Annotated in this window: 23 protein-coding genes and 5 pseudogenes; 13 read left to right on the forward strand and 15 right to left on the reverse strand. The window is 70.6% G+C overall.

All coding sequences use genetic code 11. From position 1 onward, the window contains the following. Positions 1-324: 324 nt before the first annotated feature. Positions 325-498, reverse strand: coding sequence for a hypothetical protein (locus IE321_RS09230; protein ID WP_190222437.1), 174 nt, complete (start codon positions 496-498; stop codon positions 325-327). A gap of 391 nt (positions 499-889) precedes the next feature. Between IE321_RS09230 and IE321_RS09235 the strand changes: the two genes are divergently transcribed. After that, complete coding sequence (locus tag IE321_RS09235) at positions 890-1315, forward strand: hypothetical protein (RefSeq protein WP_043229913.1); 426 nt, start codon at positions 890-892, stop codon at positions 1313-1315. Positions 1316-1467: 152 nt separating this feature from the next. Here IE321_RS09235 and IE321_RS09240 read toward each other — a convergent pair whose 3' ends face one another. After that, a complete protein-coding gene (locus IE321_RS09240; RefSeq protein WP_190222438.1) occupies positions 1468-1845 on the reverse strand; it encodes a hypothetical protein in 378 nt (125 codons plus the stop codon). 83 nt (positions 1846-1928) lie between these two features. Between IE321_RS09240 and IE321_RS09245 the strand changes: the two are divergent. From IE321_RS09245 to IE321_RS09260, 4 genes and pseudogenes are all read left to right on the forward strand, one after another. After that, positions 1929-2033: pseudogene (locus tag IE321_RS09245) on the forward strand (IS5/IS1182 family transposase); the annotation flags it as partial. 159 nt (positions 2034-2192) lie between these two features. Continuing rightward, the gene (locus IE321_RS09250; RefSeq protein ID WP_190222439.1) at positions 2193-2612 is read left to right on the forward strand and encodes a hypothetical protein; all 420 of its coding nucleotides are present in this window, start codon (positions 2193-2195) and stop codon (positions 2610-2612) included. Between the two features lie 65 nt (positions 2613-2677). Then, positions 2678-3473 (forward strand): annotated as a pseudogene (locus tag IE321_RS09255) (IS5 family transposase). 106 nt (positions 3474-3579) lie between these two features. After that, on the forward strand, positions 3580-3741 hold the full coding sequence (locus tag IE321_RS09260) for a hypothetical protein (RefSeq protein ID WP_190222440.1): 162 nt from the start codon (positions 3580-3582) through the stop codon (positions 3739-3741). A 190-nt stretch (positions 3742-3931) separates the two neighbouring features. Here IE321_RS09260 and IE321_RS09265 read toward each other — a convergent pair whose 3' ends face one another. After that, positions 3932-4663 (reverse strand): transposase, encoded by a 732-nt coding sequence (locus IE321_RS09265; protein ID WP_190222484.1) that lies wholly within the window; start codon positions 4661-4663, stop codon positions 3932-3934. Between the two features lie 91 nt (positions 4664-4754). Here IE321_RS09265 and IE321_RS09270 point away from each other — a divergent pair, with 91 nt between their 5' ends. Further along, entirely contained in the window at positions 4755-5306 is a 552-nt protein-coding gene (locus tag IE321_RS09270; protein WP_226652947.1) for a hypothetical protein, read from the forward strand. Between the two features lie 184 nt (positions 5307-5490). On the opposite strand, the gene IE321_RS09275 is transcribed toward IE321_RS09270, so the two are convergent. The 6 genes and pseudogenes from IE321_RS09275 to IE321_RS09300 all read right to left on the reverse strand — a co-directional run bounded on the left by IE321_RS09275 (position 5491) and on the right by IE321_RS09300 (position 11567). After that, positions 5491-7119, reverse strand: a complete 1629-nt coding sequence (locus tag IE321_RS09275; RefSeq protein WP_308076846.1) for an IS4 family transposase — start codon at positions 7117-7119, stop codon at positions 5491-5493. A 128-nt stretch (positions 7120-7247) separates the two neighbouring features. Continuing rightward, a pseudogene (locus tag IE321_RS09280) lies at positions 7248-8387 on the reverse strand (IS110 family RNA-guided transposase); the annotation flags it as partial. A 529-nt stretch (positions 8388-8916) separates the two neighbouring features. After that, on the reverse strand, positions 8917-9639 hold the full coding sequence (locus tag IE321_RS09285) for a hypothetical protein (protein ID WP_190222486.1): 723 nt from the start codon (positions 9637-9639) through the stop codon (positions 8917-8919). A 112-nt stretch (positions 9640-9751) separates the two neighbouring features. Further along, positions 9752-9844, reverse strand: a pseudogene (locus IE321_RS09290) (IS5/IS1182 family transposase); the annotation flags it as partial. Positions 9845-9933: 89 nt separating this feature from the next. Continuing rightward, a complete protein-coding gene (locus tag IE321_RS09295) occupies positions 9934-10326 on the reverse strand; it encodes a hypothetical protein (RefSeq protein WP_226652948.1) in 393 nt (130 codons plus the stop codon). Between the two features lie 542 nt (positions 10327-10868). Further along, a complete protein-coding gene (locus tag IE321_RS09300) occupies positions 10869-11567 on the reverse strand; it encodes an alpha/beta fold hydrolase (RefSeq protein ID WP_190222443.1) in 699 nt (232 codons plus the stop codon). Positions 11568-12061: 494 nt separating this feature from the next. Here IE321_RS09300 and IE321_RS09305 point away from each other — a divergent pair, with 494 nt between their 5' ends. From IE321_RS09305 to IE321_RS09320, 4 genes and pseudogenes are all read left to right on the forward strand, one after another. Continuing rightward, entirely contained in the window at positions 12062-14059 is a 1998-nt protein-coding gene (locus IE321_RS09305) for an FG-GAP-like repeat-containing protein (protein ID WP_226652949.1), read from the forward strand. Between the two features lie 265 nt (positions 14060-14324). Then, a complete protein-coding gene (locus IE321_RS09310; protein ID WP_190222445.1) occupies positions 14325-14627 on the forward strand; it encodes a hypothetical protein in 303 nt (100 codons plus the stop codon). A 217-nt stretch (positions 14628-14844) separates the two neighbouring features. Next, positions 14845-15312, forward strand: a complete 468-nt coding sequence (locus IE321_RS09315; RefSeq protein ID WP_190222446.1) for a hypothetical protein — start codon at positions 14845-14847, stop codon at positions 15310-15312. Positions 15313-15321: 9 nt separating this feature from the next. Further along, positions 15322-15930: pseudogene (locus IE321_RS09320) on the forward strand (transposase). A gap of 9 nt (positions 15931-15939) precedes the next feature. On the opposite strand, the gene IE321_RS09325 reads toward IE321_RS09320, so the two are convergent. After that, positions 15940-17079: an MFS transporter gene (locus tag IE321_RS09325; protein ID WP_190222487.1), complete on the reverse strand. Its 1140-nt coding sequence runs from the start codon at positions 17077-17079 to the stop codon at positions 15940-15942. A 183-nt stretch (positions 17080-17262) separates the two neighbouring features. Then, complete coding sequence (locus IE321_RS09330) at positions 17263-18894, reverse strand: carboxylesterase/lipase family protein (protein ID WP_190222447.1); 1632 nt, start codon at positions 18892-18894, stop codon at positions 17263-17265. A 174-nt stretch (positions 18895-19068) separates the two neighbouring features. Here IE321_RS09330 and IE321_RS09335 point away from each other — a divergent pair, with 174 nt between their 5' ends. Beyond that, entirely contained in the window at positions 19069-19470 is a 402-nt protein-coding gene (locus IE321_RS09335) for a hypothetical protein (protein ID WP_043229926.1), read from the forward strand. Positions 19471-19500: 30 nt separating this feature from the next. Here IE321_RS09335 and IE321_RS09340 read toward each other — a convergent pair whose 3' ends face one another. Continuing rightward, complete coding sequence (locus IE321_RS09340) at positions 19501-20343, reverse strand: class I SAM-dependent methyltransferase (RefSeq protein ID WP_229916352.1); 843 nt, start codon at positions 20341-20343, stop codon at positions 19501-19503. A gap of 271 nt (positions 20344-20614) precedes the next feature. Here IE321_RS09340 and IE321_RS09345 point away from each other — a divergent pair, with 271 nt between their 5' ends. Together IE321_RS09345 and IE321_RS09350 are read left to right on the forward strand one after the other, a co-directional pair. After that, a complete protein-coding gene (locus IE321_RS09345; RefSeq protein WP_190222449.1) occupies positions 20615-21025 on the forward strand; it encodes a VOC family protein in 411 nt (136 codons plus the stop codon). 225 nt (positions 21026-21250) lie between these two features. Then, the gene (locus IE321_RS09350) at positions 21251-22147 is read left to right on the forward strand and encodes an NAD-dependent protein deacetylase (RefSeq protein ID WP_107063364.1); all 897 of its coding nucleotides are present in this window, start codon (positions 21251-21253) and stop codon (positions 22145-22147) included. Positions 22148-22176: 29 nt separating this feature from the next. On the opposite strand, the gene IE321_RS09355 is transcribed toward IE321_RS09350, so the two are convergent. The 3 genes from IE321_RS09355 to IE321_RS09365 form a co-directional block, all read right to left on the reverse strand. Continuing rightward, a complete protein-coding gene (locus IE321_RS09355; protein WP_190222450.1) occupies positions 22177-22962 on the reverse strand; it encodes a sulfite exporter TauE/SafE family protein in 786 nt (261 codons plus the stop codon). 184 nt (positions 22963-23146) lie between these two features. Then, on the reverse strand, positions 23147-23905 hold the full coding sequence (locus tag IE321_RS09360; protein ID WP_190222451.1) for a helix-turn-helix transcriptional regulator: 759 nt from the start codon (positions 23903-23905) through the stop codon (positions 23147-23149). Between the two features lie 74 nt (positions 23906-23979). Beyond that, entirely contained in the window at positions 23980-25689 is a 1710-nt protein-coding gene (locus tag IE321_RS09365) for an amidohydrolase (RefSeq protein ID WP_226652950.1), read from the reverse strand. Positions 25690-25727 lie beyond the last annotated feature (38 nt).

The raw sequence follows: 25727 nt of genomic DNA on the forward strand, positions 1-25727 counted from the left end.
CGCCTCCCCCACCGCCCCCGCCACCCGCGGCCCTGCCGCCGAACCGCCCCCGCATCCCCCCGAAGCCGACCGTGCCACCACCTCCGCCACCGCCTCCATCGGGTTCCTGACGAACGGCGGTGGCCCCGGCCCCACCAGGCCGGGACCAACCACTCCCCTGTCCCGTGCACCACGTGTCGAGGGCGCGGGTGAGCCACTTCCAGGTGGCCCACCCTGCGCCGGCAAACGACGCCCGTGTCCATGCGGGCGCTTGCCTCGCCGGTGCGCTCCAGCCCGCTGCCCTCGACAGGAGCGGCCACGCGGACGGCTTGGGCGCGCGGGAGTTCACCCGCCCCTACCCACCTCGCGGGCGGCCATCGCGGACTCCGCCCACGGCAGGGCCTTCCCGTGCGGGCAGCATCCGTCAGGACGGACGCGGCGGTAGTCGACCTCGCCGCGCTCGTATCGGAAGGCGATGCCGTCGCCCACGGGCGGCAGGACGGCGAGGACCCCGTCCACGCGGGAGGGCACCCTCTGCGAGGTGATCGACTTCGGCGATCTGTGCGCGGGTGATCCGCCCTGCGCGCAGGCGGTCGCCTCCCCGTGCATTCGCCTCCCTGACGGCTCCGTCGACCGCGTCCACCCCGCCCACGGACCGGCCGTAGGCCCAGCATGGCTCCGCCGCGCCCAGGGCTGGACGGCCCACCGCGCCTTGGGCGGCCCACTCATCGGCGAGGCCGGCGTCCACGGGGCGCCGGCGGCAACCCACCTGGTGACCGCCCGCCGCCTCCTCCCCGGCCCGTCGTCGGGCCCCGGCCGGACGACCCGGTGATACCTTGACGCGGATCACGGCAGGGGCGGCGCACGACGGGGTGGACCCATCAACAATGACCTGCGGCTTTCGGCCGTCATGACGCTCGGCGCACTGGCGCGGAGCGAGGACTGGCGCGACCGGGCGGATGCCGGTCACGGACTCGCGGCGTTCGCCGAGACCCCGGAAGCCGTGGAGCCACTGCTGGCGCTGGTGCTCGACCCCGGCGACACGTACGTCACCCGGCGGACCGCGGAGAGCCTGCTCCGCCGGAAGGACCGGGCCGGACTGACGATCGTCGCGTCCGCGCTGGCCGTCGCCCAGGACAACCACGCGGACTGGATCCACACCGCCGTCGTCGACGTCTTCAGCATCTTCGCGGACGACCTGGACGAGGCCGTGCGCCTGACCGAGGAACTGTCGACCACCCCCGATACCCGCACCGCCCGTGGCGCTCGACGCCTCCACTCCACCCTGACGACGATCGACCCTGTGCTCCGCCCGGTACCCCGCGAGGATTCCTGACCAGCGAGTCCTCCGCGCCCCGGGCACCCCGTACGGATCACCGGCAAAGCAAACGCTCTTGGGCTCCTCGGCGGGCCGTGCTGTCTGCGGGGCAGTCTCAAGGGCTGTCCCGCAAGTACGGGTCGCTCTCGACGAGGATGTCTTGATCGACATCAGCCGAAAAGGAGGGCGACGTCCTTCTCAAGGCAGAGCTTCATCACGACGATCAGCCGACGGACCTCGCCGGCGTGCTTGCGGGCGATCGGATCGCTGTCGTCCTGTTGGTTGATGATCGCTTCCAGGCGGGGCAGCATGGCCGCGCATTGGGCTGGCGTGAGGTCGGGTCCGGCATCGTCCGGGTGGTCAAGCAGCGGCTCCAACGTGGTGGAGACGCTGCTCCACGGGCGCTCGCCACCGAAGCCGCACATGTCTGAGAGGGCGAAGCCCTCGGCCTGGGACAGCCACGTGCGGAATGCGGAGAAGCCGCTGTAGGACCAGTCGATGTCCGGACTGCTCACGTCACCATCTCCGGGAAACAGTACGAGTCCCATCCCGCCCCTCCTTGCTCGTCAGGCGGCAAGGATCGGCCGCGGGCAGAGGGTCCGGCAACTGAAATGATCGACGCAGGGCTGATGTGATCACGGCGTCCGAGCCGTCTTGGATAGCCCCGTTCACCGGGCTGAGCCCACGCGCTTTCGGCAAGTTGGTGGCGCAGTTGCGCCGAGAGGGCGCCGATGCCGCAGGTCGCATACTGCGGACTAACGAGCTCGTTTCACAATGAGGGTGACGAGGAGTTTGCTGTCGAGCTCGACCTCGTCCGTAAGATCGCTCCATGCCTGCTGACAAGCGTGTAACTCGGTCCATGTGTCGCGTCCAGCCGATATCAGATCCTCGGCCGATGTCGGAGCTGCCTCAGCGGATCTGGTCAGATGAGGACTGGGAGCGAATCCAGCATGGCTACGGGGCAAAGGACATGGACGAGAAGTGGGACGTCTTTACAGAGGGTGAGGTCGTCTTCTTCCATCGAAGCTGGACCGGTTACGGAGTCTTCGCGGCGACCTTCGCACCGGTTGATAGTGGTGGATGGCGGATCGCGAGTGCCGTGGTTGAGCGTGATGGCGAACGCTACGGAGGCACGGACGACGCCTATGACTGCGTCATGCTTGAGCTGGTGATCACTGCCATTGTGCTTGGCGAACCAGCGCCGGAGCTCCGATCGAGGCTGGTGGAGTTGGCCCGTCGAAAGTCACGCTCTGCTGATGCCCCGGCCGGCGTGATTCAGCACAGCGCCTTGGGACTGCGCTCAGACTCCAACTGATCGTTCCAGGGTGAGTTCAGCGTCGGGGCTTGGCGGTCGGGGCTGGTGGCGGCAGAGTGGTGCGGGTGTCAGATGATCTTGTGCCTGATGAGCTGTGGGAACGCGTCGCCCCACTGCTGCCACCCCGTCCGCCGCGGCAACACGGTATCCCGGACGCCTGCCCGCGGACGACCGTGCCGCCTTGCGAGGCATCGTTTACGTGCTGCGCAAGAATGTGAGCTGGAGGGACGTGCCGGCCGAGCGGACCGGCTGCAGTGGGGTGACGGCCTGGCGGCGGCTGCGGGACTGGACCGAGGCCGGCGTCTGGCCCCGACTGCACGAGGTTCTTCTGGCCGAGCTGCGCAGGGCGGGTCTGTTGGACATGGACGACTGCGCGATCGACGGCTCGCACGTCCGGGCCCTGAAAGGGGGGCTCACACCGGACCTTCGCCGGTCGACCGTGCGCGGCCGGGCAGCAAGCACCATCTGATCATCGACCGGCACGGCGCCCCTCTTGCCGTCTCGCTGACCGACGGAAACCGGCACGACGTCACCCAGCTGACGCCCCTGCTGGACGCGATCCCCCGCATCCGCGGAGTCCGGGGGCGGCCTCGCCACCGGCCGGGTCGGCTGTTCGCCGACCGCGGCTACGACTACGACAAGTACCGGCGCATCCTCAGAGCCCGCGGCATCACACCGAAGATCGCCCGACGCGGCGTCTCGGACGGCTCCGGACTGGGCAAGACACGGTGGGTCGTCGAACGGACCTTCGCCTGGCTCCACCAGTTCAAACGCCTCCGCATCCGCTACGAGATACGCGCCTACCTCCACCTCGGGCTGCTTCAACTCGCCTGCAGCATCATTTGCTTGCGACGCCTATGAACCTCATTCTGAAACGATCAGTTAGCCTGATCATGCGCCAACCGGCCCTGCTGTTCGGGGTATCGAAGTCACAGCTCGACCCCGGCCCCAATTCGCCGAAGTCGCCGTGCTGCTTGAGCGGTGGTGCGACCTCACCGAGGGCGAGGAGGACTCCTCGCCCTGGTCCACCGGACTGTTGATCGGCGAGGCCAGGGGGCCGCTGATCAACTTCCCCATGCGGTGGAGGACGGCCGAGGAGGCGTCTGCCTTTGCAGCAGCCGCTGCGTAGTCCATGAGGCTGGTCTGCTTCGACGTACAGCAGAACCGGCTCAGGCCTTGAGCAGAGGCGCCAGCCGGTGGTAGCCATTATGGACTGCGGCTATAACGACGAAGGCTAAGCAGTACGAAGCTTGCCTAAGGGCTGTCCCTTAAATGATCTTCCGACTGGACGCGACGTGCTCGTCCCTGGGCGGTCTCGCCTATCCGGCGATGGTGAGGTTGTGCAGGCGGGCTATGCCGAGCATGGCGTGGTGGACGCCGTCACCGCGTAGGCGGCAGTCACGCAGGATCTTGTAGGTCTTCATGCGGGCGAAGCAGTGTTCAACGCGGGCTCGGACCTGTTTGTGGGACTTGTTGTGGGTCTGCTTCCACGCAGGTAGTTCCTCGCCCCTTCGGCGGCGGTGCGGCATCACCAGCCCCGTGCCGGGATATCCGCCGTCAGCGATCGTCGTGGCGTTGCCGACCGCGGCCTTCGCACCGGATTCCGCCCAGGCCCGACAGTCGTTGCGGTTGCCCGGCAGCGGCCGGCCGACCGCCACGACCAGGCGGCTGTCGGCGTCGATGACCACCTGGTGATTGGTGGAGTAGCGGTAGTTCTTCGACTGCTCGGCCACCTCGTGATCGCGGGTGGGGACCAGCGTGCCGTCCACGATCAGCACGGTGTCCGTGGCGAACCGCCGGCGGGGCTGTAGGGCGAGCTTCGGCCCGAGGTCATCGATCACCCGGTCAGCAGCCGATTTCGACACCCCGAACAGTGGGGCCAGCTGCCGCATGGTCAGGTTCGTCCGCCAGTACGCGGTGACCAGCAGCACCCGGTCCTCCAGCGACAGCTTCCACGGCCGACCCCGCCCACCGGCGTCGACACCCTCGCGGCGCAACTGGGTTAGCAACTTGCCGAACTTCCGCGGGCTCAACCCGCTGAACGGGGCTATCCAGACACCTCAGGGTCCGAACTCGTCAAGCTGCGCTCTTCAGCCCGCTGTGTAGCCTGTCGATCTGTTCGAACGGGATTGAGGGTGGGACGTGGAGAAGCTGGTGGAGGGGGCCGTCGCGGAGGCACTTTATGACGGGGGCGGCGAGGCGATCCGCCTGTATGTCGCCGCCTGCGCCGAACGCATGGCGCCACTGTTCGTGGGCCTGAGGGCCGGCGAGCCGGGGCGCGAAGCCGACCTGGACTTCTATGCGGAGTCTGTTCGCGATCTCTGGCATGCCGACCGGCCGCTCGCCGACGCGGCGAACGGCGTGCGCCAGTTGGAGCGGTTCCCGGAGCTTCAGCCGAACGAGGAGGGGATCACCGATGTCGCCGACATCTACGCCTTCTTCGCTGCGCTCTGCTTGCGGTATGCCATGTTGGCCCACAGCTCGGGAAACGCTGACGACGCGGTGTCCTGCGGCCATGCGGTGCTCACCGCAATGGGCATGCTCGACCAGAACGTGCCAGGGGCCCGCTTCCTCGCCGAGGAACGACGGCTCCAGACCCTCTCGCTGCGCGGTGACGCCTCAGGTCTGTGGGACGCGAGCGTCGCTGCAGGGCGGGAGAGGTTCCGTGCCGTGTTGGGCCGCCTGACCCGCTAGGCATGCTCCTTACCTGTGCCGGTGAGATCCGACCTCTGGTTAGGCGGGCGCTGTGCCCACCTCGTCGGGCGGAGATGGGAAAGCAAGTGCCTCGTCAAAGCGCTCGTCTTGCTGGAGGCAGTGATAGAGCTGGCCGATCATGCGGTTGAAGCAATGCCACGAAGTTAGCGCCGCGGCCGCCGCGTCAAGGGCGGTGTCTGTCGGTAGGCGAACGCTGAGACGGTAGGCAGTCGGAGGCGATCTTGTAGGTCGCGTTCGAGACCTTCTCGAGAAGACCTTCCCTTGTCCAGCGACCCAGCTGGACGCAGAAGCTGTCGTAGTGGGGGAAGCCAAGGGCCGTGGCCAGCTCGCGCGCATGCCAAGACCTGTGGGGTTCGGTTCGCATGTGCTGGAGGACTTGATTGCGTTGCCCGCTCCGTCCGGGTGCTGCGGATGACGGGGGCTGGGCGTGGATCTCGACGGCAAGCATGGTGATGTTTTGGCTGGTCAGGGGGTGCTCACTGGTCGGATTCGCCGGATAGCGGGAGGTCGGGCACTTGACCTTCCGGGCGCTGGTGCGTGACCGCCTGGGCGGCAGCAGCGCGGACAAGACGGCAGTGGAAATGCCGCTTGCGGCGTGGTCCGACGAGGCCGGCAGGACGTGGTCGGCGCGGATCACCTGGTCGCGGGCGGCTTGAAGGGCGACGGTGAAGCTTGCCCGGTCCGGGTCGGCCCCGGGCACGGCCTCGACGGCCTCGACCATCGCCATGCGGAGCGCCTGATAGAGAGTGAGCAGAGCCCATACTTCCTGCTCGAGTCCGCGCGGTTCTTGGGAACGCAGGACCCGTCCGGTCAGCAGGGTGTGTCGCAGTGAGTAGAAGGCCGACTCGATCTCCCAGCGCTCGTGGTAGAGACGGACCAGAACCTCGGCGGGGTCGTGGCGGTGGTCCAAGAGCGTCGTCGCGAGCCGGTAGCGGCCGGTGATGCGCTGTCCGCTGCTGGTGGTGAGGGTGATGTCGGCGTCGATGACGCGGACACGCAAACCGTGGAAACGGGTTAGGTAGGACCCATCGGGAAGAACCGCCAGAACCGCAGGGCGTCGATGGGCACACAGTCTGACCAGGAACTGAGAGCCGGTGCCGGCGACGGCGCGCAGGAAGTCGTCTCCGTCAAAGGCCCGGTCTGCAAGGAGGAGCATCTGCGGGGTCAGCCTGGGCAGCAGCTGGGTTGCCTGGACGGTTTCTCCGCTCTCGGACGGGCCGAAGACCGCACCGAGCAGCCCACGGGTCCCGGTTTCGCACAGGACGGTCAGCCTCAAGGACGGGTAGCCGGACATGCCCCAGTGGTGGCGGACCTTGCCCAGCAGAGCCCGGATGCGTGGCAGGTCGGGAGCCTTGAGGGAACTGCAGCCGTCGAACGCTACTGTCCGCCAGCGCCGATAGCTGACGCCGGGCGTTGAGGGTCGAGCCAGCGGCACCGCCAGAACGTCGAACAGAGCCCTCATCGGCTCTGGCCCCAGACGTCGGCGCAGCTGTCGCAGGGCGGCTTCCGAGGGAGTGCAGAGGTCCAGGTCCGACAGGCCGGCCACGAGCTTGTCCCACACCCGCCGGTATCCGAGCGTGGGGAACAGTCCCATGGCCAGGATGAAGTAGATGCCGACCCGCGACGGAAGCGTACGGACACGTACCTGAACGGTTCTGGTCTGTTCGAGGACGTCGTCAACGAGCTCGAACGGTATGTGCTGAGTCAGCCCGCCAAGGTGTCCCGGCGCGAAGGCGCCTGCGGCAACTGTCGCAGAACGCGTCATGGTGAACGTGGAGGACTGACTCGACAACGGATCCCCTGTTCAGGAACGTCTTGATCGACTTCCTCCTACCCGGGGATCACGCTCTGCACTGCCAGAGCCACCCATCTTGGACCCGCCCTTGACGCGGCGGCCGCGGCGCTAACTTCGTGGCATTGGCGGTTGAAGAGGTTGCGCTGGGCGGCGGCGTGCCAGTCTGCGTGGTTGTCGCGTCGTCGCCGGTAGTGGGCTTTGGCACCCGGCGAGGCGGTGATCGCGGAGAACGCCCAGAGGTATCCGGCATGGTTGAGACGGTCGTTCTTCACCCAGCGTCGGGTGACGCTGGACTTCTTGCCAGACGCCCGGGTGATAGGCGAGGCGCCGGCGTAGGCCTTCAGACCGCGGGCGTCGGCGAACCGCTGTCGGTCGTCCCCGATCTCGGCAAGCACCCGGGCGCCGAGCTGGGCACCGAGGCCGGGGAAGCTGAGGATGATCTCAGCGTCCGGGTGTTGCGGGAATGCCTCTTCGACCGCCTCGGCAAGGTTGTCGGCTGCGGTGCAGGCCGCCTCCAGCTGAATCAGGAGGGCAAGCATCTGCTTGCCGAGGGCGTCCTCGACCAACGGCGGCTGGTGGGCCCACTCGGTTCGGAAGACCTCAAGCAGCCGCTCGGCGTCGGCGGCGATGCCCCGCTGACGACCGGCCCGCTTGAGCGCGGCCTGTAACTGTGTGCGCGTGAGCCGAGCAGCCTTGGCCGGCGTCGGGGCCAGCCTGAGGAGCTGGTGGGCCTCGGATCGGCAAAGCCCGTTCTTCCAGGATTCGACGGCCGCGAGAGCGGCCGGGTAGTACTCGCGCAGCAGGGAGCGGAGCTGGTTGGCGATCTGCTGGCGGTTCCAGGTCGCGTCCTGCTGGGCGCGGGCGAGGACGGCGACGGAGCGGGCGAGATCGCTGTCCTGGGGAAGCGGCCGGTGAGCATGCATGTCGGTCCGCAGCACGTTGGCCAGGACCAGGGCGTCGCCCGGATCGGACTTCTTGCGCGAGACGGAGTGACGGTCTCGGTAGCGGGCCGCGGCCATCGGGTTGATCACGAACACGTGTCGTTTGCTAGTCCGCAGCACCGCGACCAGCAGGCCCCGGGATGTCTCGATCGCGACCGGAATCGGGGCCTCCTCCGTGTCGCCGTACTCAGCGAGCAGATCCAGCAGGATCTTGTAGCCAGCGACGTCATCGGTGATATGCCGCTTGGCCACCAACTGGCCGCTGTCGTCGACCAGGGCGACGTCGTGCGTCTTCTCCGCCCAGTCGATGCCGCAGTAAAACAAGATCTTTCCCCTCCCCGTGCTCGGGTTCTCGTGCTGGTCACGAGCTCATGCGGAACCACGCAGCGACCTAATCCAAGGACTCGACACGAAGCCGGTCCGCCACCTCAGTAGCTGTTCGTGGCACCAGCTCACCGCACGGGCCCCGGTCTGCGTTGGAGCTAAAACGGCTCGGGCATTACGAGGGGTCACCATGCAGCGGGCTCGCACCACAGACACCAACGAGTGATCAAGCGGGCAGTGTTGACGATGGTGACGGTCACGAGAGCGTCGGGCATCACCGCTCGGGATATAGGGATCAAGTCCCCGGACGACTCAAGGCGTCAGCCCGGCACTCACGTGACCGCCATCACGGCCAACCTCTGCTGCTCGAACAGGCCGGGCGTACGTCTCTCAGAGCTGCCGCTATCACCGGATTAGGACGGCTCGGACGCCGTGATCACACCAGACACGACCTGATCATTCCAGGCAATGCCCGACGTGATCGGGCGGCTCTTCGTGCGGACCTACTCTTCGTCCCTCGGTCGGGCCGTCAGGGTGTCAGGGCGGCGGCGACTCGGGCCAGACGCGTGGCCGGCCAGGCAAAGTGATTAGCAGGGTTGCGGAAGGAGTAGTCACCGTCGTTGATCGGGTAGCTTCCCTCGGCCGAAGTCCAGTGCGCGGGACCACATGGCCCCTGATCCTCCAGGAGCACCGCGGCAAGTTGCTCGGGCGCCTCGACTCGGGTGCGGGCGCGCAACGCCGCGCCCAGGCGCTCGACGGCGCTGCCCGGCACGGCATCATCGCCGAACGCCGGCATCAGAAGTAGCAGTCGGGCGTGGGGGTCGGTGGTGCTGCCGCCCGGCAGGCCGTTGTCCGCTGCGGCGATCAGCTCGGACCAGGACAGGCCGGGTCCCATGAAGTGCCCTTCGTCCTGGGCGAGGCGCTCGGCAGCATCCCAGCTCGGGTGGTGCAGCAGGTAGTCGATGCCCTCGTCCTCCGCGAAGGCGCGATACACCACATACAGGCGATGGTCGCCGGCGAGCGGCACCATGAAGGTGGGCCAGGTGTTGCCTCCCAGTAGGCGCGATTGCAAGGCGCCAGCCTCCTGTTCGTCCGCATCGCCGACGAACTCCTCAGCCTCTTCGCTCTCGGAGTAGTAGCTGTGCAGGTGGCCCAGCCAGAACAGGTGCTCACCCAGGAGGTCGGGCTGGTGGTGGAGGGGACCGCCGTCATAGCCCGGGATCCGGGTCGGAGGTGCCTGCGAGCTGTACATCACGAGGTCATCATGTCCCCTGCCGCCTCACAAGTAGCAGCCGGGACACCCGAAGCGTTACGGGACAGCCCTTAGCGGCGGGGGAACTTCGGCAACCGGCCGGCCCGGAGGGCACGGTTCTCACGACCACCCACCGGTGCCGACCCAGCCAATGTGAGGACTCAACGCCCTTGCGGACGACGCGGGGCGGATGCTGCAGCGCTCGCCCAAGCAAGTGGCCACGGCCCGGGAACCCGGTGCCCCTCACTGCAGAGCTCCCGCGCGGCGGCCCTCGGTGAGCAGCGCTTCCACCAGTCATGATTTCACGCCGGGTGCCAGGAACGTGAGGGGTTTGGCGGACTGGTTCCGGTGGATCTCCATGCGATGCGCTCCCATGTAGAGTTCCACGACCGTTGTCTGCTGAATACCGGTCACGTCGCTCCAGGCCACGGAATCGGTCACCCGGCCGAAGCGGTTGGTCACGGCCACCCCCTCCATCAGGAGGTAACACCGGTTCATGCCGAGCCGGGCGGTCAGCCCAAGCCATCCAAACCTCACGGCGTAGACCGTGATCACCACCGTAGTCGTCCAGGCGAGGTTCCCGTCGACCTGGTCGGGGGTGAACACGGTGAAACCGGCCATGACGACCCAGGCGATCAGCAGGAATCCCCGGAGTATCTGCAGCAGGGTGCCCGCGAACAAGGTCATGAGGGCGTAGTCCCCTCGGATCGGACCGAAGCCCAGTCCGGACACGCGAGTGCGCACGGTTCCCCCATCAGCCAGATCCGGTCCGGTCCGCGCCCTGACGTATGGTCGGCAGAGCAGGGCATACCCCTGCGCACGAGAATCGAACAGGCTTGGCCTGGATCGTGCCGGCAGGCCCCGCGCAGGGGTATGGAGGCGGGACTGGCCGACGTGGTCGTCGCGGGCATCACCGTGTCGTCCCGCTCACGCCCGGTGGCGTCAGCGAAGCCGAACAGATGGCCCGCTGAACCGTGGCCCACCGGCTCGCCGCGTACAGGTCCTTCCCCACACGGTCCGGGTCCCGGCGGCCGCAGCACCGGAACCAACGACGCGGGACGAAACGCGAGCCGGGCCGGGCCGGGTCGGGCCGAGCCGAGCCGGGTCGGGCCGAGCCGGGTCGGCCCACTTCCGTCAGGGTGCGGGCGCAGTCACGGGCTGTCGGGCGATCGTTCTGCTCCAGGACCGTCATGTCCCGGAAGGAGGAGTCCGCAAGCGTGGAGCCGCGGTCACTCGCCGACCGTGTCGAGGAGGATCTGCGCCAGTTCGCGCGGCTGGGAGAACATCGGCCAGTGGCCGGTGTCCATCTCGACGAGCCGCCAGTCCTCGCCGCCCAGGAGCTTTGCCACGTCGTCGCTCGGCTCGGGGTCACCGAGCGTGCACTTGATGTACGTCGCCGGGAGGTGATCGAGCGGCCGTTCCAGCACGGCGGGTTCGGTCAGCGTGGCGCCCGGGTGCGGCGTCGAGCCGCGAACGATCCGTGCGATCTGCTCATCGGTGAGACCGTGGTCCTCGAAGTGCGTCGCCGGTGCGACCGGCCAGAATCCCCCGTTGTCGGCGAGCGACGCCCTCAGCATCGCCCCGCCGTCCGGCCAGGAGGAGGCGAACGCTTCGCCATCGGCCGGAACACTGGAGTCGACGAAGACCACGCCTGCCAGCCGGTCGCCGACCCGCTCGGCGGCCTGACCGACCGGGATACCCGAGTAACTGTGACCCACCAGGACGACCTCGCGCAGATCCAGACGCTCGACCTCGTCGACGATGTCCTGCACGTGGGTCTGCTGCCCGGCCGGCACGCCTTGCTTCTCGGCGAGACCGGACAGCGTCAGCGGGTAGACGCCGTGGCCGGCCGCTCCCAGATACGGCACCACCTCGTCCCACGCCCACGATCCGAGCCGCGCACCTGCAACCAGCACGTAGTTCACCATGGCCGCACCCTAGCGAAGCGACCAAACAGTCGCTCCGGAAATACTTTCGGCACTCACTCTGCGGCGCTTTGCGGAGCAGGCGTTGCGTCCTGGCAGGTCAGGGTCGGTTTAGAGGCGGGTTCGACTATGAGGAGAGACCTTGGTCGCGCCTGTGGTCGACAGCTTGGACCGTGTGGCGGAGGCCGTCACGGGTGTCGTGCCCGGCGTCGAGGACGACCCGCACGTGCGCCGAAGACCGGTAGTTGCGTGAGGACGCGCCGGCCCACCCGGCACCAGCCGCTCCTCGCCGTCCGCCAGGCTCAACAGGCCCCGAGCCAAAGGAGATAGCCCGATCGAAGAATCTTGAATGATCTAATGATCCGCGGCCCGCCGCAGGCGTGGATCGTCATCTTCCCCACGACTGTGGCGGGATGAACGATCCGGCCGGACGGGACTCCCTCCCCACGCACCCCGCCGAGGGGTGCGTTTCTTTCTCTCGTTCTACGGCAAGGGATGTGAAGAGCTGGATGAGGAGACCTTCCATAGCAGCGGGCGCGGCCGCGCTGTGCTTAGCTCTGTTCGGCCTGTCCACGGGCGCCGGTAGCGCGACCGCCACGCCTGAGCAACCGGCGGGGACGGCCGCGGCATTCGACGGCCCGGCGGAAGCGCCGGCCGTTGCGGTGGCCGGGCCGGGGACCGGCGTCCGGTCGGCCGGCACCGGTGCCCGTCACGACTACAACCGGGACGGCCGCAGCGATCTGGCCGCCTGGTACGACTACGCGGACGGGCACGACGCCGTACGCACCTTCCTCGCGGGCTCGAACGGCGCTTTCGCCGCGCCCGGGGTGGGCTGGGAGACGCCCGCGGGCAACTACTGGGTCGAGAACATGAAGCGCCTCACCGGCGACTTCAACGGAGACGGTATCGGCGACCTCGCGGCCTTCTACGGTTACGAGGACGGCCGGGTCACCCTGCTGACCTGGCTCGGCCGTGGAGACGGCACATTCGGGAATGCTCTCCATTCCTGGACCGCGGCGCCGGGCAACTGGTACTTCGACGCCATGACCGTGCAGGCCGGCGACTTCAACGGGGACGGCCGCGACGACGTCGCCGTGTGGTACGCCTACGGAAACGGCAACGACAGACTCTTCACGATGCTCGCTCGCACGGACGGTGGTTTCGGCCCGCACACCTCCTCCTTCGAGCGGGTCGCCGCCGACGGCTGGTACGTCAACCGCATGAAGTTCGCCACCGGTGACTTCAACGGGGACGGCCGCGACGATCTCGCGGCGCTGTACGGGTACCGGGACGGCAGCGTGAAGCTGATGTACTGGGCCGGAAGGACCGACGGCGGGTTCGCCGAGCCCGTACACGGCTATGAGTCCACGGGCTGGACGTTCCGGCAGGCGAGTCTGCACGCGGGTGACTTCGACGGTGACGGCCGTGACGATCTGGCCGCGTGGTACGACTACGCGGACGGACACGACGCGGTGATCGGCTTCCGTCTCGGCACGGACGGAAAGTTCGGCGCCCGACGGGAGATGCTGACCCGCCCGGCGGGCTCGTACGATCGTTCGCGGATGAAGATCCTCACCGGTGACTACAACGGGGACGGCCGCGACGACCTGGCCACTCTCTACGGCTACGCCGACGGACGGGTGAAGACGATCACCTTCACCGCCGATTCCGACGGTAACCTCGACGATCCCCTGCACAGTTGGGAGTCCGAGCCCGGCAACTGGACCTTCAGTCAGGTGCACATGATGGAGGGGTACACCAGCCCCACCCCGCTGCCCTACTGTCCCGCGGTGTTCGGGCACGGCGGGTGGCCCACCGAGGCGGATGGCTGGCAGGAAGACCAGATCCGTGCGGCGAACCACCCCAGGGGCCTCGCCCAGGAGAAGAGCTGGGGTGCGGCCGGGGTGGAGGCCGATCTGCGGCTGACCAAGAACGGCACCAAGGCCGTGATGTGGCACAACAGAACCACCTACGGGCTCACCGGATCGTCCGCCCCCATCTCGGAGCTGACGTGGGCGAGCGGGTCGAACCCGCTCAACGGACGCACCATCACGCGCGGCCCCTACGCGGGCGAGACCGTGTACACGTTCCGCGAGTGGCTCGACAGCGCCAAAGCCCTCGGCATGGTCGTGCTGGTGGAGGTGAAGCCGGAAACGAAGGAGATTCTCCGCAGCAGCGACCCGTCGGTCCGGGAGACGGCCTGGAGCGAGGTGCTCGACCCGATCAAGGAACGCATCGCGTCCCAGGAAATCATGATCTACACGCATGACGCGGACCTGGAGCTGGACCTCAAGGACCGGATCGCCGCCGCAGGTCTCTCCAAGGCCCTCACCGGCCACCCCGCCTGGTACGACGCCATCGGCTGGCAGGAGCCGCCGCCGCCGGCCTCCGGCAACTACGCCGCCTGGCAGCGGGCGCTGGACGCCGACGTGACCCGTCTGGCCACCTCGTGGACACCGGGCCTCACCAACTGGATGGACGGACGCTGCGTCTGAGGTTCCCACCGGGCCGCGGGGGCGATGCGACTCGTCTCCCCCGCGGCCCGACGCCTTCCGCGTGCCGCTCTCCTCGCTGCCGAGGCAGGAACCTCAGAGCCGGCCTCGGCGGCAAGGCCGGTCGTGTCGTGGACGGGGACGGCGTGGGGGGGGCGGCGCAGCCGGTGGCGAAAACGGCGACCGTAGTGGCGCGATGGCTCATGACGGCGACCTGACCAGCTAAGACGCTTTGCTCATGAGGGCGAGGGCGGCCCATCATGCGCGCATGAGACCCGAAGTGCAGACGTTCGTCACCGACGGCCCGCTCCCCGACTGGGACGCGAGCGAAGAAGAGATCGAAAGGCGCGTGGAACAGCTCGAAGCGATTCAGAAGCCGGTCACAGAAGAGGAAGCACGTGCGCTCGTCGCCTGCTTCGGCCCGGACGACTGCTACGGCGTCGCCTGGACGCTCCTCCATCTCATCGAGACCGGCCCGAACCCCGTCCTGACCACCACCCCAGGACCGGAAGCCAACGAGTGGCACCAGCGCCTCCACAACCGAGCCGTGAACGAAGGACTCCTCCCGTGAACGTGCCGGCATGGCGACGCGATGGCTTCGTGGCAGGGCCAAGGGCGTGCCAACCGCGTCAGGAAGGGCAAGCGGCAGCTCTCTACGGCCGTGCCGGATTCGAGCTCCCATGCAGACTGATCCTGCGCGAGTAGCGCTCCACGACGTCATCTCATTTGGCGTGTCTGTGCGACGATTTCGTCGGCCGGTGGGAAGTCATGAGCGGGGGCGAAGGTCGATGGAGTACGTCAATCTCGATGCGCAGATCGGCGACCTGTCAGGGGTCTTGGACCCGGCTCGCTACCTGAGCCACCTGCCTTCGATCTCCGGTGACCTGCCGCCAGGCGCCCGGGCCTTCGCCACGGACCCGGACCACTACGACTTCAGCAGCAGGCGATGCGTGAAGGACCTGACGCTCCGGGCTGTCCGGGGCGTCGGCGGTGAGGAGATGGAGGTCGAGTTCCAGCACAACTGCTGGAAGCACGACCAGGACCTGCTGATCCGCTACGCAGGGGTATCCAGCTTCATCATCGATCCCGTTGACGAGGATCGGGGAGCGGACCTCGGGACGGTGATCCTCGACGAGATCCTGCCGCACAGGGACGGCTGCAGCCACAAGATCGCCTGCTGGGACGGCACCCTCACCCTTGTCTGCCGTGACCTCCAGGCGACCTGGACCGAGACCATCTGCTCCAGCGAGGCGTAGGCGCGACAGATCGTGGGGATTGTGGAGCGGCTGGTGCCGGATGAGCTGTGGGAGCTGTTCCAGCGGGTGATGCCGGAGGCGCCGTCGCGGCCTCAGGGCGGTGGCCGGCGTCGGCATGGTGACCGGGAGGTGCTGGCCGCGATCGTGTTCGTGGCCACGTCGGACTGCACATGGCAGCAGCTTCCGACAGCGTCGTTCGGGCTGTCAGGGGCAACAGCCCATCGACGGTTCAGCGAATGGTCGAAGGCCCGGGTGTAGGCCAAGCTCCACCGCGTGGTGCTCGGCGCCCGGGGCGAGCTGGACTGGACCCGCTGCGCGATCGACTCGGTGAACATACGGGCCTTGAAAACGGGGACTTGACAGGTCCGAATCCTATGGACCGGGGCAAGTACGGCTCGGCGATGGTTACGTCAGCATGGCATCACCCACCGCATCGCCCGCAAGGGTGTCGAGTCCTCGAAGCCGCTGGGCCGCCACCGCTGGACCATCGAGCGAACCATGGCCCGGCTCGCCGGCTGCCGACGCATCCACCGGCGCTACGAACGCAAAGCCGACCATTTCCTCGCCTTCACCAGCATCGCCTGCACCCTTATCCGCTATCGCAGGATCGCCAAATGAGATGACGTTCTAGGTGATCGCGCGCGGGTTGGACGGGCGGAGCCGGACTCGGGGGGTCAGGAGGAGGAGGAGGAGTGTGCAGGAGGTTGTGGTCAGGAGACCGCCGGTGAGGAAGGTGGTGCGGAGGTCGGCGAGGGTCACGGTGGCTGATCCCAGGGCGGCGCCTGCGGCGATGCCGGCGTTGTAGGCGCCGGAGTTCGCGGCGAGGGCTAGGTCCGTGCGGCCGGGGGCGCAGTGGAGCATCGCGTTCTGGGTGGCCATGAAGACGGGGCCGAGCGCGGCGCCCATCAGGATGAGGAAGGCCACCGCCGCGCCCTGGTGCGGGCCGGTGGCGTAGAGGCCGAGCATGCCGGTCGCCTGGACGGTCACGGCGGTGGTGAGCGCCTGGCGGGGGAAGCGGTCCAGCAGTGCGCCGGTGACGCCGACGCCGGCCAGGCAGGCGACGCCGAGGAGGACGAGGAGGGTGTCGGTCGCGCCCGGGGAGAATCCGCTCACGTCGCCGAGGTACGTCACGAGGTACGTGAATCCGGCGAACGCGCCCGCGGAGGAGAGGAATCCGGCCGCCAGGACGGTTCTGAACGCGCGGCGGTCGGGGTTCGTCCCGTAGGCCGCCGCCTCCTCCTCCGGCCGTGCGGTCGGGAGGAGGGCGGCGACCGTCACCAGGGAGACGAGTCCCAGGAGCGCGAGCGCGGCGACGGGCACCTGCCAGGTGGTGGTGCGGCCGAGCAGGCTCCCGGCGGGGACGCCGAGCACGAGGGCGAGTGAGCCGGCCAGGGAGAGCGCCGCCACGACGCGCCCGCGGGCCCCGGGGGCGAACAGGCCGACCGCTACGGGACCCATCACGGCCCAGAAGAGCGCCTGGGCGAGCGCGGTGAGTAGCCGGGCCGCGAGGAGCTGCCCGTACGAGGCGGCCAGCGCGGCGCCCGCGCTGGAGACGACGAGCGCGGCCAGGACGCCCGAGAGGACGTGGCGGCGCGGCACCTTCCGCACGAGGTGGGCGAGGGGCACGGAGGCGACCGCGACCGTCAGGCCGTAACCGGTGACCAGCAGTCCGACGGTCGGGAGCGGCACATCGAGGCTCTCGGAGACGCGTTCCAGGAGGCCGACCGGCAGGTTCTCGGCGGTGTTGAAGGTGAAGGCGGCCAGCATGAGGGCGAGGAGCACGGCGGTGCTTCGCCACGGCGCTGCCGAGGGTGCCGCGTCCCCGGACGCGCGGAGTGCTCGCCGTGACCGTCGCGTGTCCTCCGTGGCACCGTCCATGGGTTCAGCTCACCGGGCCCGGCGTTTGCGCCGCAACCGGTTTACGCCGCGTCGAGGCCTCCGGGTGCGCGTTCAGGGGCGCAGGACGGGGAAGTCGGTCGTGGCCCAGAGGGCGCGGTCGGGGACGGGGCGGCGGTCCGCCGCCGGCTGGTCCGCGGGCGCCCAGACGTGGGCGGTCCGCGTCGTGGTGCCGGCGACGGGGGCCCAGCCCGGGTCGCCGGTCGCGGCGAAGCCGGACCAGGCGCGGACCATGCGGTGGGCCAGTTCGTGGTCCTCGGGGCCGGGGGCGCCTCCGATGAGGAAGGAGAGGCGGTCGTCGTCGAGGTTGCCGAAGGCGAAGGGGATGTCCGCGCAGTGCCAGGCCCGGACGGGCGTACGGTCCGCTCCCCCGCGACGGCGGTCGAACACGGAGAGGTGGGCGCGCCCGCCGCCGGCGGCATGGGCCTCGGCGAGGCGGTGGGTGAACTCGCCGAAGAGCAGATCGCCGAAGAGGGCGAGGTGGACGTCGCGGACGGGGGCGCCGGGCCGTGCGGAACGGTAGCCCTCGACCACGTCCCCGGCGAGCCCGAAGTCCTCGGCGAAGCGGTCGATGCGCGCGTGCGTGGTGAGCTTCGCGCAGCTGCCGACGGCGTCGAGGAGCCAGTACTCCTCCGTGGTGTGGCAGAGCAGCAGGTCCACGTCCCGGGCCGCTCCCGCCGCGAGGGCGGTGAGGGGGTCGACGGGCAGGGTCGCGCCGCCGAGGACCGGGGCGAAGAGGGAGGGGTCGTAGTGCCGGGAGCCGGAGGAGGGGTCGTGCCGGTACGCGTCGACCACCTGGTCCGAGGCCGCGACCAGGGCCTGTGGCGTCGCCGACGCGAGGCCGGCCGGAGTGGCTTCGCAGCCTGCCGCCGCGGCGATCTCGCGGGTGGTCGAGGCGGCGATCTCCCGCGTGTGGAAGGGGCTGGCGGGGCTGTGCGCGATCGCGCGGCGGAACAGGCCGCGGGCTTGCTCCATCACCATCAGGCAGGCCACCGCGGTGGCGCCGGAGGACTGGCCGGCGAGGGTGACGTTCCCCGGGTCGCCGCCGAACGCCCCGATGTCGTCGCGGACCCAGCGCAGGGCGGCGACCAGGTCGAGCAGCCCCCGGTTGTCGGGCGGGGCGGTGCCGTCGGATTCCGCGTCGGCGTCCGCCTCGAAGTCGGCGTCCGCTTCGGAGTCCGTGGACACGTGCGCGTCGGAGTCCGCGGACACGGGCGCGTCGGGGCCGGAGCCGAAGCCGGATCGGGAGGCCGTGGGGACGTGCCCGAAGCCCTCGAAGCCGAGCCGGTAGTTCAGCGTGACGACGACGAGGCCGGTGCGGGCGAGCGCTGTGCCGTCGAAGTCGGGCTGGGCGGAGGAGCCGAAGGTGTAGGCGCCCCCGTGGATCCAGACCAGGACGGGCAGGGGGTCGGTGGTGGGTGTCGGGGTCCAGACGTTGACGGTGAGGACGTCCTCGTCGCCGGGCCTCCAGGAGGGCGCGCCGGGAAGCTCCGCCGACTGCGGGGCGACCGGCCCGAAGGCCGTGCCGTCCCGGACTCCGCGCCACGGCGGGGCCGGGCGCGGCGCGCGGAACCGGGCGGCGCCGAACGGGGGTGCCGCGTACGGGATGCCGAGCGCGGCGACGACGTCCTCCGCGGGCCGGAATCCCCGGACCGCACCGTTCGTCGTCTCGAAAACGTCGTCCATGGGACGGCCTCGTTTCACGGGTGGGGAGGTGGGGTGACGAAGATCAGCTTCGCGTCCCGGCTCCCGCCCCGTCCAACACCGGGACGACCGCGATCCACGCACTGGTGTTGTCAATGCGCCCCGGACGGACGTCGCCCACCGGCCCGTCGGGGCCCGCTGCTAGATTCGTCGGCCATGCGATCACGTGACTTCGACCTCGACTTCCGCGACCGTGCCCGACGAACGAGCCAGTGGGGTCTGGGGCTGCTGGGCGTGGCCGCGCTCCTGTGGGCCTGGTGCGCGGTGCTGCTGCTCACGTCGTACGAGGTCGACCGGAAGCCCGACGACAAGCACCCCGCCCAGTGCGAGTCGCGCCTGCTGACCGACCGCTCCACCGCCAACCAGGGCGTCGCCCGCGGCAGTTGGTGCCAGTCCGAGCGCGACTGGCCGGAGGCGCTCGCCGTCCTCGGGCTGTCCCTCCCGGTCTCGATCGCCGGCGTGGCCCTGTTCACGACCGGCATCGTCAGCCGCCGGATGAGCGCGCACTCCCAGGCGATGCGCGAACTGGACCGGCTCGCGGAGCCCGCCGACGCGTGACCTCCGTCCGCGCCCCGGCGGCGCGGCGCTTCACCGCGCGCTCTTCCGCCCGATCAGCTGGAGGAGACGCGCGGTGTGCATGTGGGGGTGGCGGCCGGTGAGGGCGAGTTCGAGGCGCTCCAGGTCGGCGTAGAACGCGGGATCGTACTTGCGGGCGTCGTCGGTGATGTGGTCGCAGACGTTGCGGATGCCGTAGTGGCGCACCTCCTCGCACCCCAGGTCCGTGAGGTGACCGGTGAGTTCCTCGGCCGTGTGCAGGGCCAGCGACGAGCCGAACATCCGGGTCCCGGCCCGGTCGGATTCGAGTGCGGCCAGCGCCGCGGGCAGGTCGAGTTCGCGTACGGCGAGGGTCAGCGGCTGCGAGTGACGGTTGATCGCCATCAGCGAGAAGAGGCCGCCCGGCCGCAGCGGGGCCAGGGACGCGGCGAGGGTGTGGCGGGCATCGTCCGTGTAGGCGAGGAGGTTGTGGCACAGCACCACGTCGAAGCCGCCGCCGGCGAGGTCGTCGGGCAGCCGGTGCACATCGCCCTCGACGCAGGTGACGCGCTCCGTCAGCCCGGCCGCCGCCGCCCGTTCGGCCGCGGCGGCGAGCATCGCGGGGGCGTGGTCGACGATCGTCACGTGGTGCCCGCGCGCCGCGAGCCGTACGGCGTCCCCGCCGTCACCGCCCGCCAGGTCGAGCACGCGCGACGGGCCGCCCCCGAGCACCTCGACGTGCCGCACGAGGTTCGCCTCGGCGGTCGCGTAACGCAGCCGCCCCCACGGGGCCTCCTGCCACTCCTGCCACACGGCCATGGCACGGTCGAACGTCTCGGGGACCGCGGGTACTTCGGGTACTTCGGGTGCTTCGGGTGCTTCGGGTGCTTCGGACATCCGACGACCCTACCGTCGGCCGGTGTGACGCCGACGGTTCCGGGAGGGGAGGCGGGGGGGTGGGCGGGCCGGCGAGCCGACCGCCCTCTCGGACCCGTCAGAGGCTCGGACCGGCCGTCGTGGTCGGGCGGGGTTCCGGATCGGGCCGCGGCCCCGGGCCGGGTCGTCCGACCGGTGTAGGACCAGCGCCCGATGGGCGAGCCGTCGGCGGCTCGCTACGCTCGGTGACGCCCGCCGGTTCGCCTGAGCCGCGCCTTACCAGGAGGTCTCCGTGCCCGCCGACGCCACGGCCCACATCCGCATCGCACGCCCGTCCCGCGACCTGGAGGCGGCGGAACGTTTCTGGGTGTCGGGGCTCGGGCTGGACGTCCAGTACCGGCACGTGGCCGACGGCACGCCCGGCGTGCACGACCTGCTCATGGTCGGCTGGCCCGGCGGCGCTTGGCACCTCGAACTCGTCCGCGACCCGGCCGACCCGATGGAGCCCCGGCCGACCCCCGAGGACCTGCTCGTGGTGTACCTCGGCGAGGAGGTCCCCGACGCGCTGGTGCGCCGGATCGAGGAGCACGGCGGCAAGCGCGTCCCGGCCCACAATCCGTACTGGGACACGTGGGGTGTGACGCTCCAGGACCCGGACGGCTATCTGCTCGTGCTCTCCACCCGGGACTGGTCCACCACCTGAGGCGGTCCCGCCCGGTCCCGTCGGCGATCCGGCCGCCCCCGCACGAGGGCCGGGCCCGTGCGGGGGCGGCCGCCCCGAGACTGCCACCGGGTGCGCCTCGGGGCCACGGTCCGGCTGGGCGGCGCCCCGGCCCGGTAGGCGCCGGCGTCCGGTCGCCACCTCCACCCGCCCGGCCCCGGCGCCCGTCGCAAGGAAAGCGGGCGGCTCGTTCCGTACGCTGGCGGCATGCGTATGCGGCCGACTTTGAGCTGGACACCGACCGGGGACCTGCCGCCGGGGACGACGGACCTGGAGCCGGTGGTCGACGTGGTGCGGGGCGGCGGGGTGCTGGTGCTCAGCGGGGCCGGGATCTCCACGGAGTCGGGGATCCCGGACTACCGGGGCGAGGGCGGCAGCCTGGCCCGGCACACGCCGATGACGTACCAGGACTTCACCGGTGGCGAGCGGGCGCGGCGGCGGTACTGGGCTCGCAGCCACCTCGGGTGGCGGACCTTCGGGCGGGCGCGGCCCAACGACGGGCACCGGGCCGTGGCCGCCTTCGGGCGGGCCGGGCTGCTGACCGGGGTCATCACGCAGAACGTCGACGGGCTGCACCGGGCCGCCGGGAGCGACGGGGTCGTGGAGCTGCACGGCGGTCTCGACCGGGTCGTGTGCCTGTCCTGCGGGGACGTGAGCGCGCGGCGGGAGCTCGCGCGGCGCCTGGAGGAGGCCAATCCGGGGTTCGATCCGGTGCCCGCCGCGGTCAATCCCGACGGGGACGCCGACCTCACGGACGAGCAGGTCGCGGACTTCCACGTGGTGCCGTGCGTGGTGTGCGGCGGGGTGCTCAAGCCCGACGTGGTGTTCTTCGGCGAGACCGTGCCCGCGGAGCGGGTGGAGCGCTGCCGGGAGCTGGTGCGGGGCGCCGCGTCGGTGCTGGTGCTGGGTTCGTCGCTGACGGTGATGTCGGGGCTGCGGTTCGTCCGGCAGGCGGCTCAGGCCGGTACGCCCGTGGTGATCGTCAACAGGGACGCGACGCGGGGGGACACGCTCGCCGCGGCCCGGGTCGCCCTGCCGCTCGGGAAGGCGCTCACCTCGGTCGCCGAGCGGCTGGGCATCGCCGTGGAGCGCTCGGAGGGGTGACCGTCGGCTCTCCCGGCGTCACGGGGCCTTCAGATGAGGGCCTGGACGGCGTAGAGGGCGCCGACGGTGGTGGCGAGCGTCGCCAGGAGCAGGCGGAGGGCGCGTTCGGGGAGGCGGGGCTGGAGGCGGGCGCCGAGGTAGCCGCCGACGAGACCGCCCAGTCCGCAGGCCAGGCCGAGCCACCAGTCGGGGGCGATGTCGCCCGAGCCGGTGAGGGACAGGACGGCGTACGCGGCGGCGCCGACCACCGAGGTGACGAAGGTCGTCGCGAGCGCCGCCGGGGCCACCCGGGAGACGGGCAGTCCCCGGGCGACGAGGACCGGGCCGATGAGGGATCCGCCACCGATGCCGTAGATCCCGCCCACCACGCCGACGGCCAGGGCGAGGGCCGTCAGACCGCCCGGGGAGGGTTCCCGGGCCGCGCCGGTCCGGTGGCGGGCCGGGCGGAGGGTACGCACGAAGAGCCAGGCGCCCAGCGGGAGGAGGAGCGCGGCGATCAGGAGCCGGAAGACGGTCGGGCCCGGGAGGACGTACACGCGGATCACCGCACCGGCGACCACCCCCGGCAGGGTGCCGGCGACGAGCCGCCGGGCCAGCGGGCCGCGCAGGGCGCCGTCACGGCGGTAGCGCCAGAGGGCGCCGGGGCCGGCCACCACGTTGAAGAGCAGGTTCGTCGGGGTGACCGCCGGGTTCGGCACGCCGAAGACGCTGAGGTGGACCGGCAGGAGGAAGACCGCGCCGGACACCCCCACGGGGGCGGTCACGACCGAGATCAGGAGGCCCGCCGCCAGGCCCGCCCAGACCGTCCACTCCACGTCCCCTCCGCCTCCTCGCCGCTCCCCGCGGCCGCTCGCCGTTCCCCGCTGTTCCCCGCCGCTGCTCGCCGGTACCCGCCGCTCCCCGCCGCTGCTCGATGCTCCCGGCAGCTTCCTCGCTTTTCCCTCCGCCGCTTCCCGCCGCCGCTCGCCGGTCCCCGCCGCTCCCGCCCTCCGCGGCCGCTCAGTGCGGCGAGGTGATCCCCCACGCCGCCGCCTGCGCGGCTGCCGCGGCCCGGTTGGGGAGGTCGAGCTTGGCGAGGATGTGCTCGATGTGGGTCCCGACGGTACGCGGGGTGATGTACAGCAGGGCGGCGATCTGGCGGTTGGTGCGCCCTTCGGTCAGCTCGGCCAGCACTTCCAGCTCGCGCGGCGACAGGCCGCCGGGCCGTCGCGGACCCGGTCCCGTCCCCGCGGGCGCGGGTGCCTCGCGGGAGTCCACGGCGGCGGCGAGCGACTCGGTGAGCAGGGTGACCACGGCGCGGGCCGGGTCGGGGGTGGCGCGCGGCCTGCGGATGCTGACGTTCAGCATGCCGACGTACCGGCCGTCGGCGGCGAAGAGGCACTGGGCGACGCCGTCCTCGATGCCGAGGGGGGCGAGCACGTCCTGGAAGCCCGGCGAGGCGGCCAGGAGCGGCTCGGGGACGTCGCCGAGCCACAGGCCGCCCCGTGCCGGGCTGCGCAGCACGGGGAAGACCGGGTCGCGGTGGAGGCGGGTCTCGATGTACGCCGTGGCGTCGGCCGGATAGCTCCCGGCCAGCGTGGTGTGGCGGCCCAGCGCCGGGTCCCAGCGGGTGAGGGAGGCGTGGTCGTGCTCGACCACCTCCGACAGCGCCGCCAGGACCGTGTCGACGCCGGTGGCGCCGGCGGTGGCGCTCCTGGCGGCTTCGCGGACGTGGACGGCGGCGTCCAGGATGTCCGCTGTGCTGTGCCGTGCTGCCATCCCCCCAGGATGATCATCTGTTCGGGTGACGTCAATCGCGGGGCCTGTCGGGCCGGGCTGCGTACAGGTCCGGGCTAGGAGGCGGCGGGCCGGGCCTCGTACACCACCCGTCCGTCGAGGACCGTGAGGACGACGGGCATGTCGGGGATGGTGTGGGGGTCGGCGCCGAGCAGGTCGCCCTCGACGACGCACAGGTCGGCGACCTTGCCGGTCTCCAGGGAGCCTTTCCAGTCGTCGGCGAAGTCCTGCCAGGCCGCGTCGATCGTGTACGTGCGGATCGCCTCGGCCAGCGCGATGCGCTGCTCCGGACCGCTGACCCGGCCGGCGGCCTTGGACTCGCGCAGCACCATCGTGGCGACGCCCTGGCGCCAGTCCGGGTGGGTGACGGGGGCGTCGGAGCCGCTGGCGACGCGGACGCCGGCGTCGAGGGCGTCGCGGTAGGGCCAGGCGTAGGCGGCCCGGCCGGCGCCGACGAACTCCTCCTCCATGTCGGCGACGGTCCACTTGATGGTGGGGTTCATGTTGACGCCGTAGTCGTGGGCGGCGAGCACCTTCATGGCGTGCGGGGTGAGGAAGTCGCCGTGGATGACGTAGTGGCGGGCGTCGTCGCGCGGGTGCGCGGCCGCGGCGGCGGCGAAGGCGTCCGTGACGGTGTCGATGGCCCGGTCGCCGGTGGCGTGGACGCCGAGCTGGTGTCCCGCTGCGTGGGCGTGCCGGATCATCGCGCCGATCTCCGCGATCCGGTCGTCGTCGAGGTCGCCGCCGACGCAGAGGGAGCCGCAGCCGCCGCCGACGTACGGCTCGTGCATCCAGGCCGTCTTGTTGGGGACGATGCCGTCGGCGAAGACCTTCACGCCGTGGATCGCGAGGCGGCGCGGGTCGTCCTCCCCCGCGACGTCGAGGGCGTCGAGGGTGCGGGCGAACTCCTCGGCGGTGCCGGCCATGCCGGTGGGCAGGAGCAGGACGCCGACGCGGGCGGTCAGTTCGCCGTCGGCGAGGAGCCGACGGTAGACCTCCAGGGTCTCCGTGCCGAGGGCGCCGCGCATGATGCCGTCGCCGCCGGGGCCGAGGCCGGGCTCGGTGTAGCTGGTGACGCCGAGCCGGGCGAGCGTGGCGAGGGCGGACTTGATCGCGTCGGTCCGTTCCTGGCGGTCGAGCGGCGGCAGGGCGTTCTGCACGAGGGCCTGCGCGCCCTCGTGGAGCAGGCCGGTCGGTTCCCCTGCTTCGTCCGTGACGACGGCCCCGCCGGGCGGCGCGACGGTGTGCCGGTCGATGCCGATCAGCTCCAGGGCCTTGGAGTTGACCCAGGTGGCGTGGCCGGAGAAGGAGTACAGGACGACGGGGTGGTCGGGGCTGACGGCGTCGAGGTCGCCGCGCGCGGGGTGCCGGGACGGGTCGGCGACGCACTCGGCGAGATAGCCGGTGTCCCAGCCGTGTCCGGTGATCCACTGCCCCGCGGAGGCCCGTCCGACGGCCTCGCGCACCGCCCCGGCGACCTCGGCGAGCGAGGAGACGGCGGAGTGGCCGACCTCCACCGAGAGCGGCGGGCTCGCCATGCCGAAGGCGCAGCCGTGCAGGTGGGAGTCGTTGATGCCGGGCAGCAGCGTCGCGCCCTCCAGGTCGACGACCCGGGTGTCGGGGCCGATGAGCGCGGCGACGTCCTCCCGGGTGCCCACGGCGCTGATGACCGAGCCGGTCACCGCCAGCGCCTCGACCACCGAGAACTCCGCGTCGACGGTGACCACCCGTCCGCCGACGAAGACCAGATCCGCATACGTACCCACAGCAGGGTCCTTTCGAAGACCGGGCGCCCCCTGGGCAC

This window comes from Streptomyces hydrogenans (assembly GCF_014656075.1).
Taxonomy (GTDB): Bacteria; Actinomycetota; Actinomycetes; order Streptomycetales; family Streptomycetaceae; genus Streptomyces; species Streptomyces hydrogenans.

Bases quoted from the DNA above. Each gene is read 5' to 3' on its own strand.
- IE321_RS09235 (WP_043229913.1), top strand. From the start codon at position 890: ATGACGCTCGGCGCACTGGCGCGGAGCGAGGACTGGCGCGACCGGGCG.
- IE321_RS09240 (WP_190222438.1), bottom strand. From the start codon at position 1,845: ATGGGACTCGTACTGTTTCCCGGAGATGGTGACGTGAGCAGTCCGGAC.
- IE321_RS09250 (WP_190222439.1), top strand. From the start codon at position 2,193: ATGTCGGAGCTGCCTCAGCGGATCTGGTCAGATGAGGACTGGGAGCGA.
- IE321_RS09285 (WP_190222486.1), bottom strand. From the start codon at position 9,639: ATGTACAGCTCGCAGGCACCTCCGACCCGGATCCCGGGCTATGACGGC.
- IE321_RS09295 (WP_226652948.1), bottom strand. From the start codon at position 10,326: ATGACCTTGTTCGCGGGCACCCTGCTGCAGATACTCCGGGGATTCCTG.
- IE321_RS09300 (WP_190222443.1), bottom strand. From the start codon at position 11,567: ATGGTGAACTACGTGCTGGTTGCAGGTGCGCGGCTCGGATCGTGGGCG.
- IE321_RS09310 (WP_190222445.1), top strand. From the start codon at position 14,325: ATGAGACCCGAAGTGCAGACGTTCGTCACCGACGGCCCGCTCCCCGAC.
- IE321_RS09315 (WP_190222446.1), top strand. From the start codon at position 14,845: ATGGAGTACGTCAATCTCGATGCGCAGATCGGCGACCTGTCAGGGGTC.
- IE321_RS09325 (WP_190222487.1), bottom strand. From the start codon at position 17,079: ATGCTGGCCGCCTTCACCTTCAACACCGCCGAGAACCTGCCGGTCGGC.
- IE321_RS09330 (WP_190222447.1), bottom strand. From the start codon at position 18,894: ATGGACGACGTTTTCGAGACGACGAACGGTGCGGTCCGGGGATTCCGG.
- IE321_RS09335 (WP_043229926.1), top strand. From the start codon at position 19,069: ATGCGATCACGTGACTTCGACCTCGACTTCCGCGACCGTGCCCGACGA.
- IE321_RS09340 (WP_229916352.1), bottom strand. From the start codon at position 20,343: ATGTCCGAAGCACCCGAAGCACCCGAAGCACCCGAAGTACCCGAAGTA.
- IE321_RS09350 (WP_107063364.1), top strand. From the start codon at position 21,251: ATGCGTATGCGGCCGACTTTGAGCTGGACACCGACCGGGGACCTGCCG.
- IE321_RS09360 (WP_190222451.1), bottom strand. From the start codon at position 23,905: ATGGCAGCACGGCACAGCACAGCGGACATCCTGGACGCCGCCGTCCAC.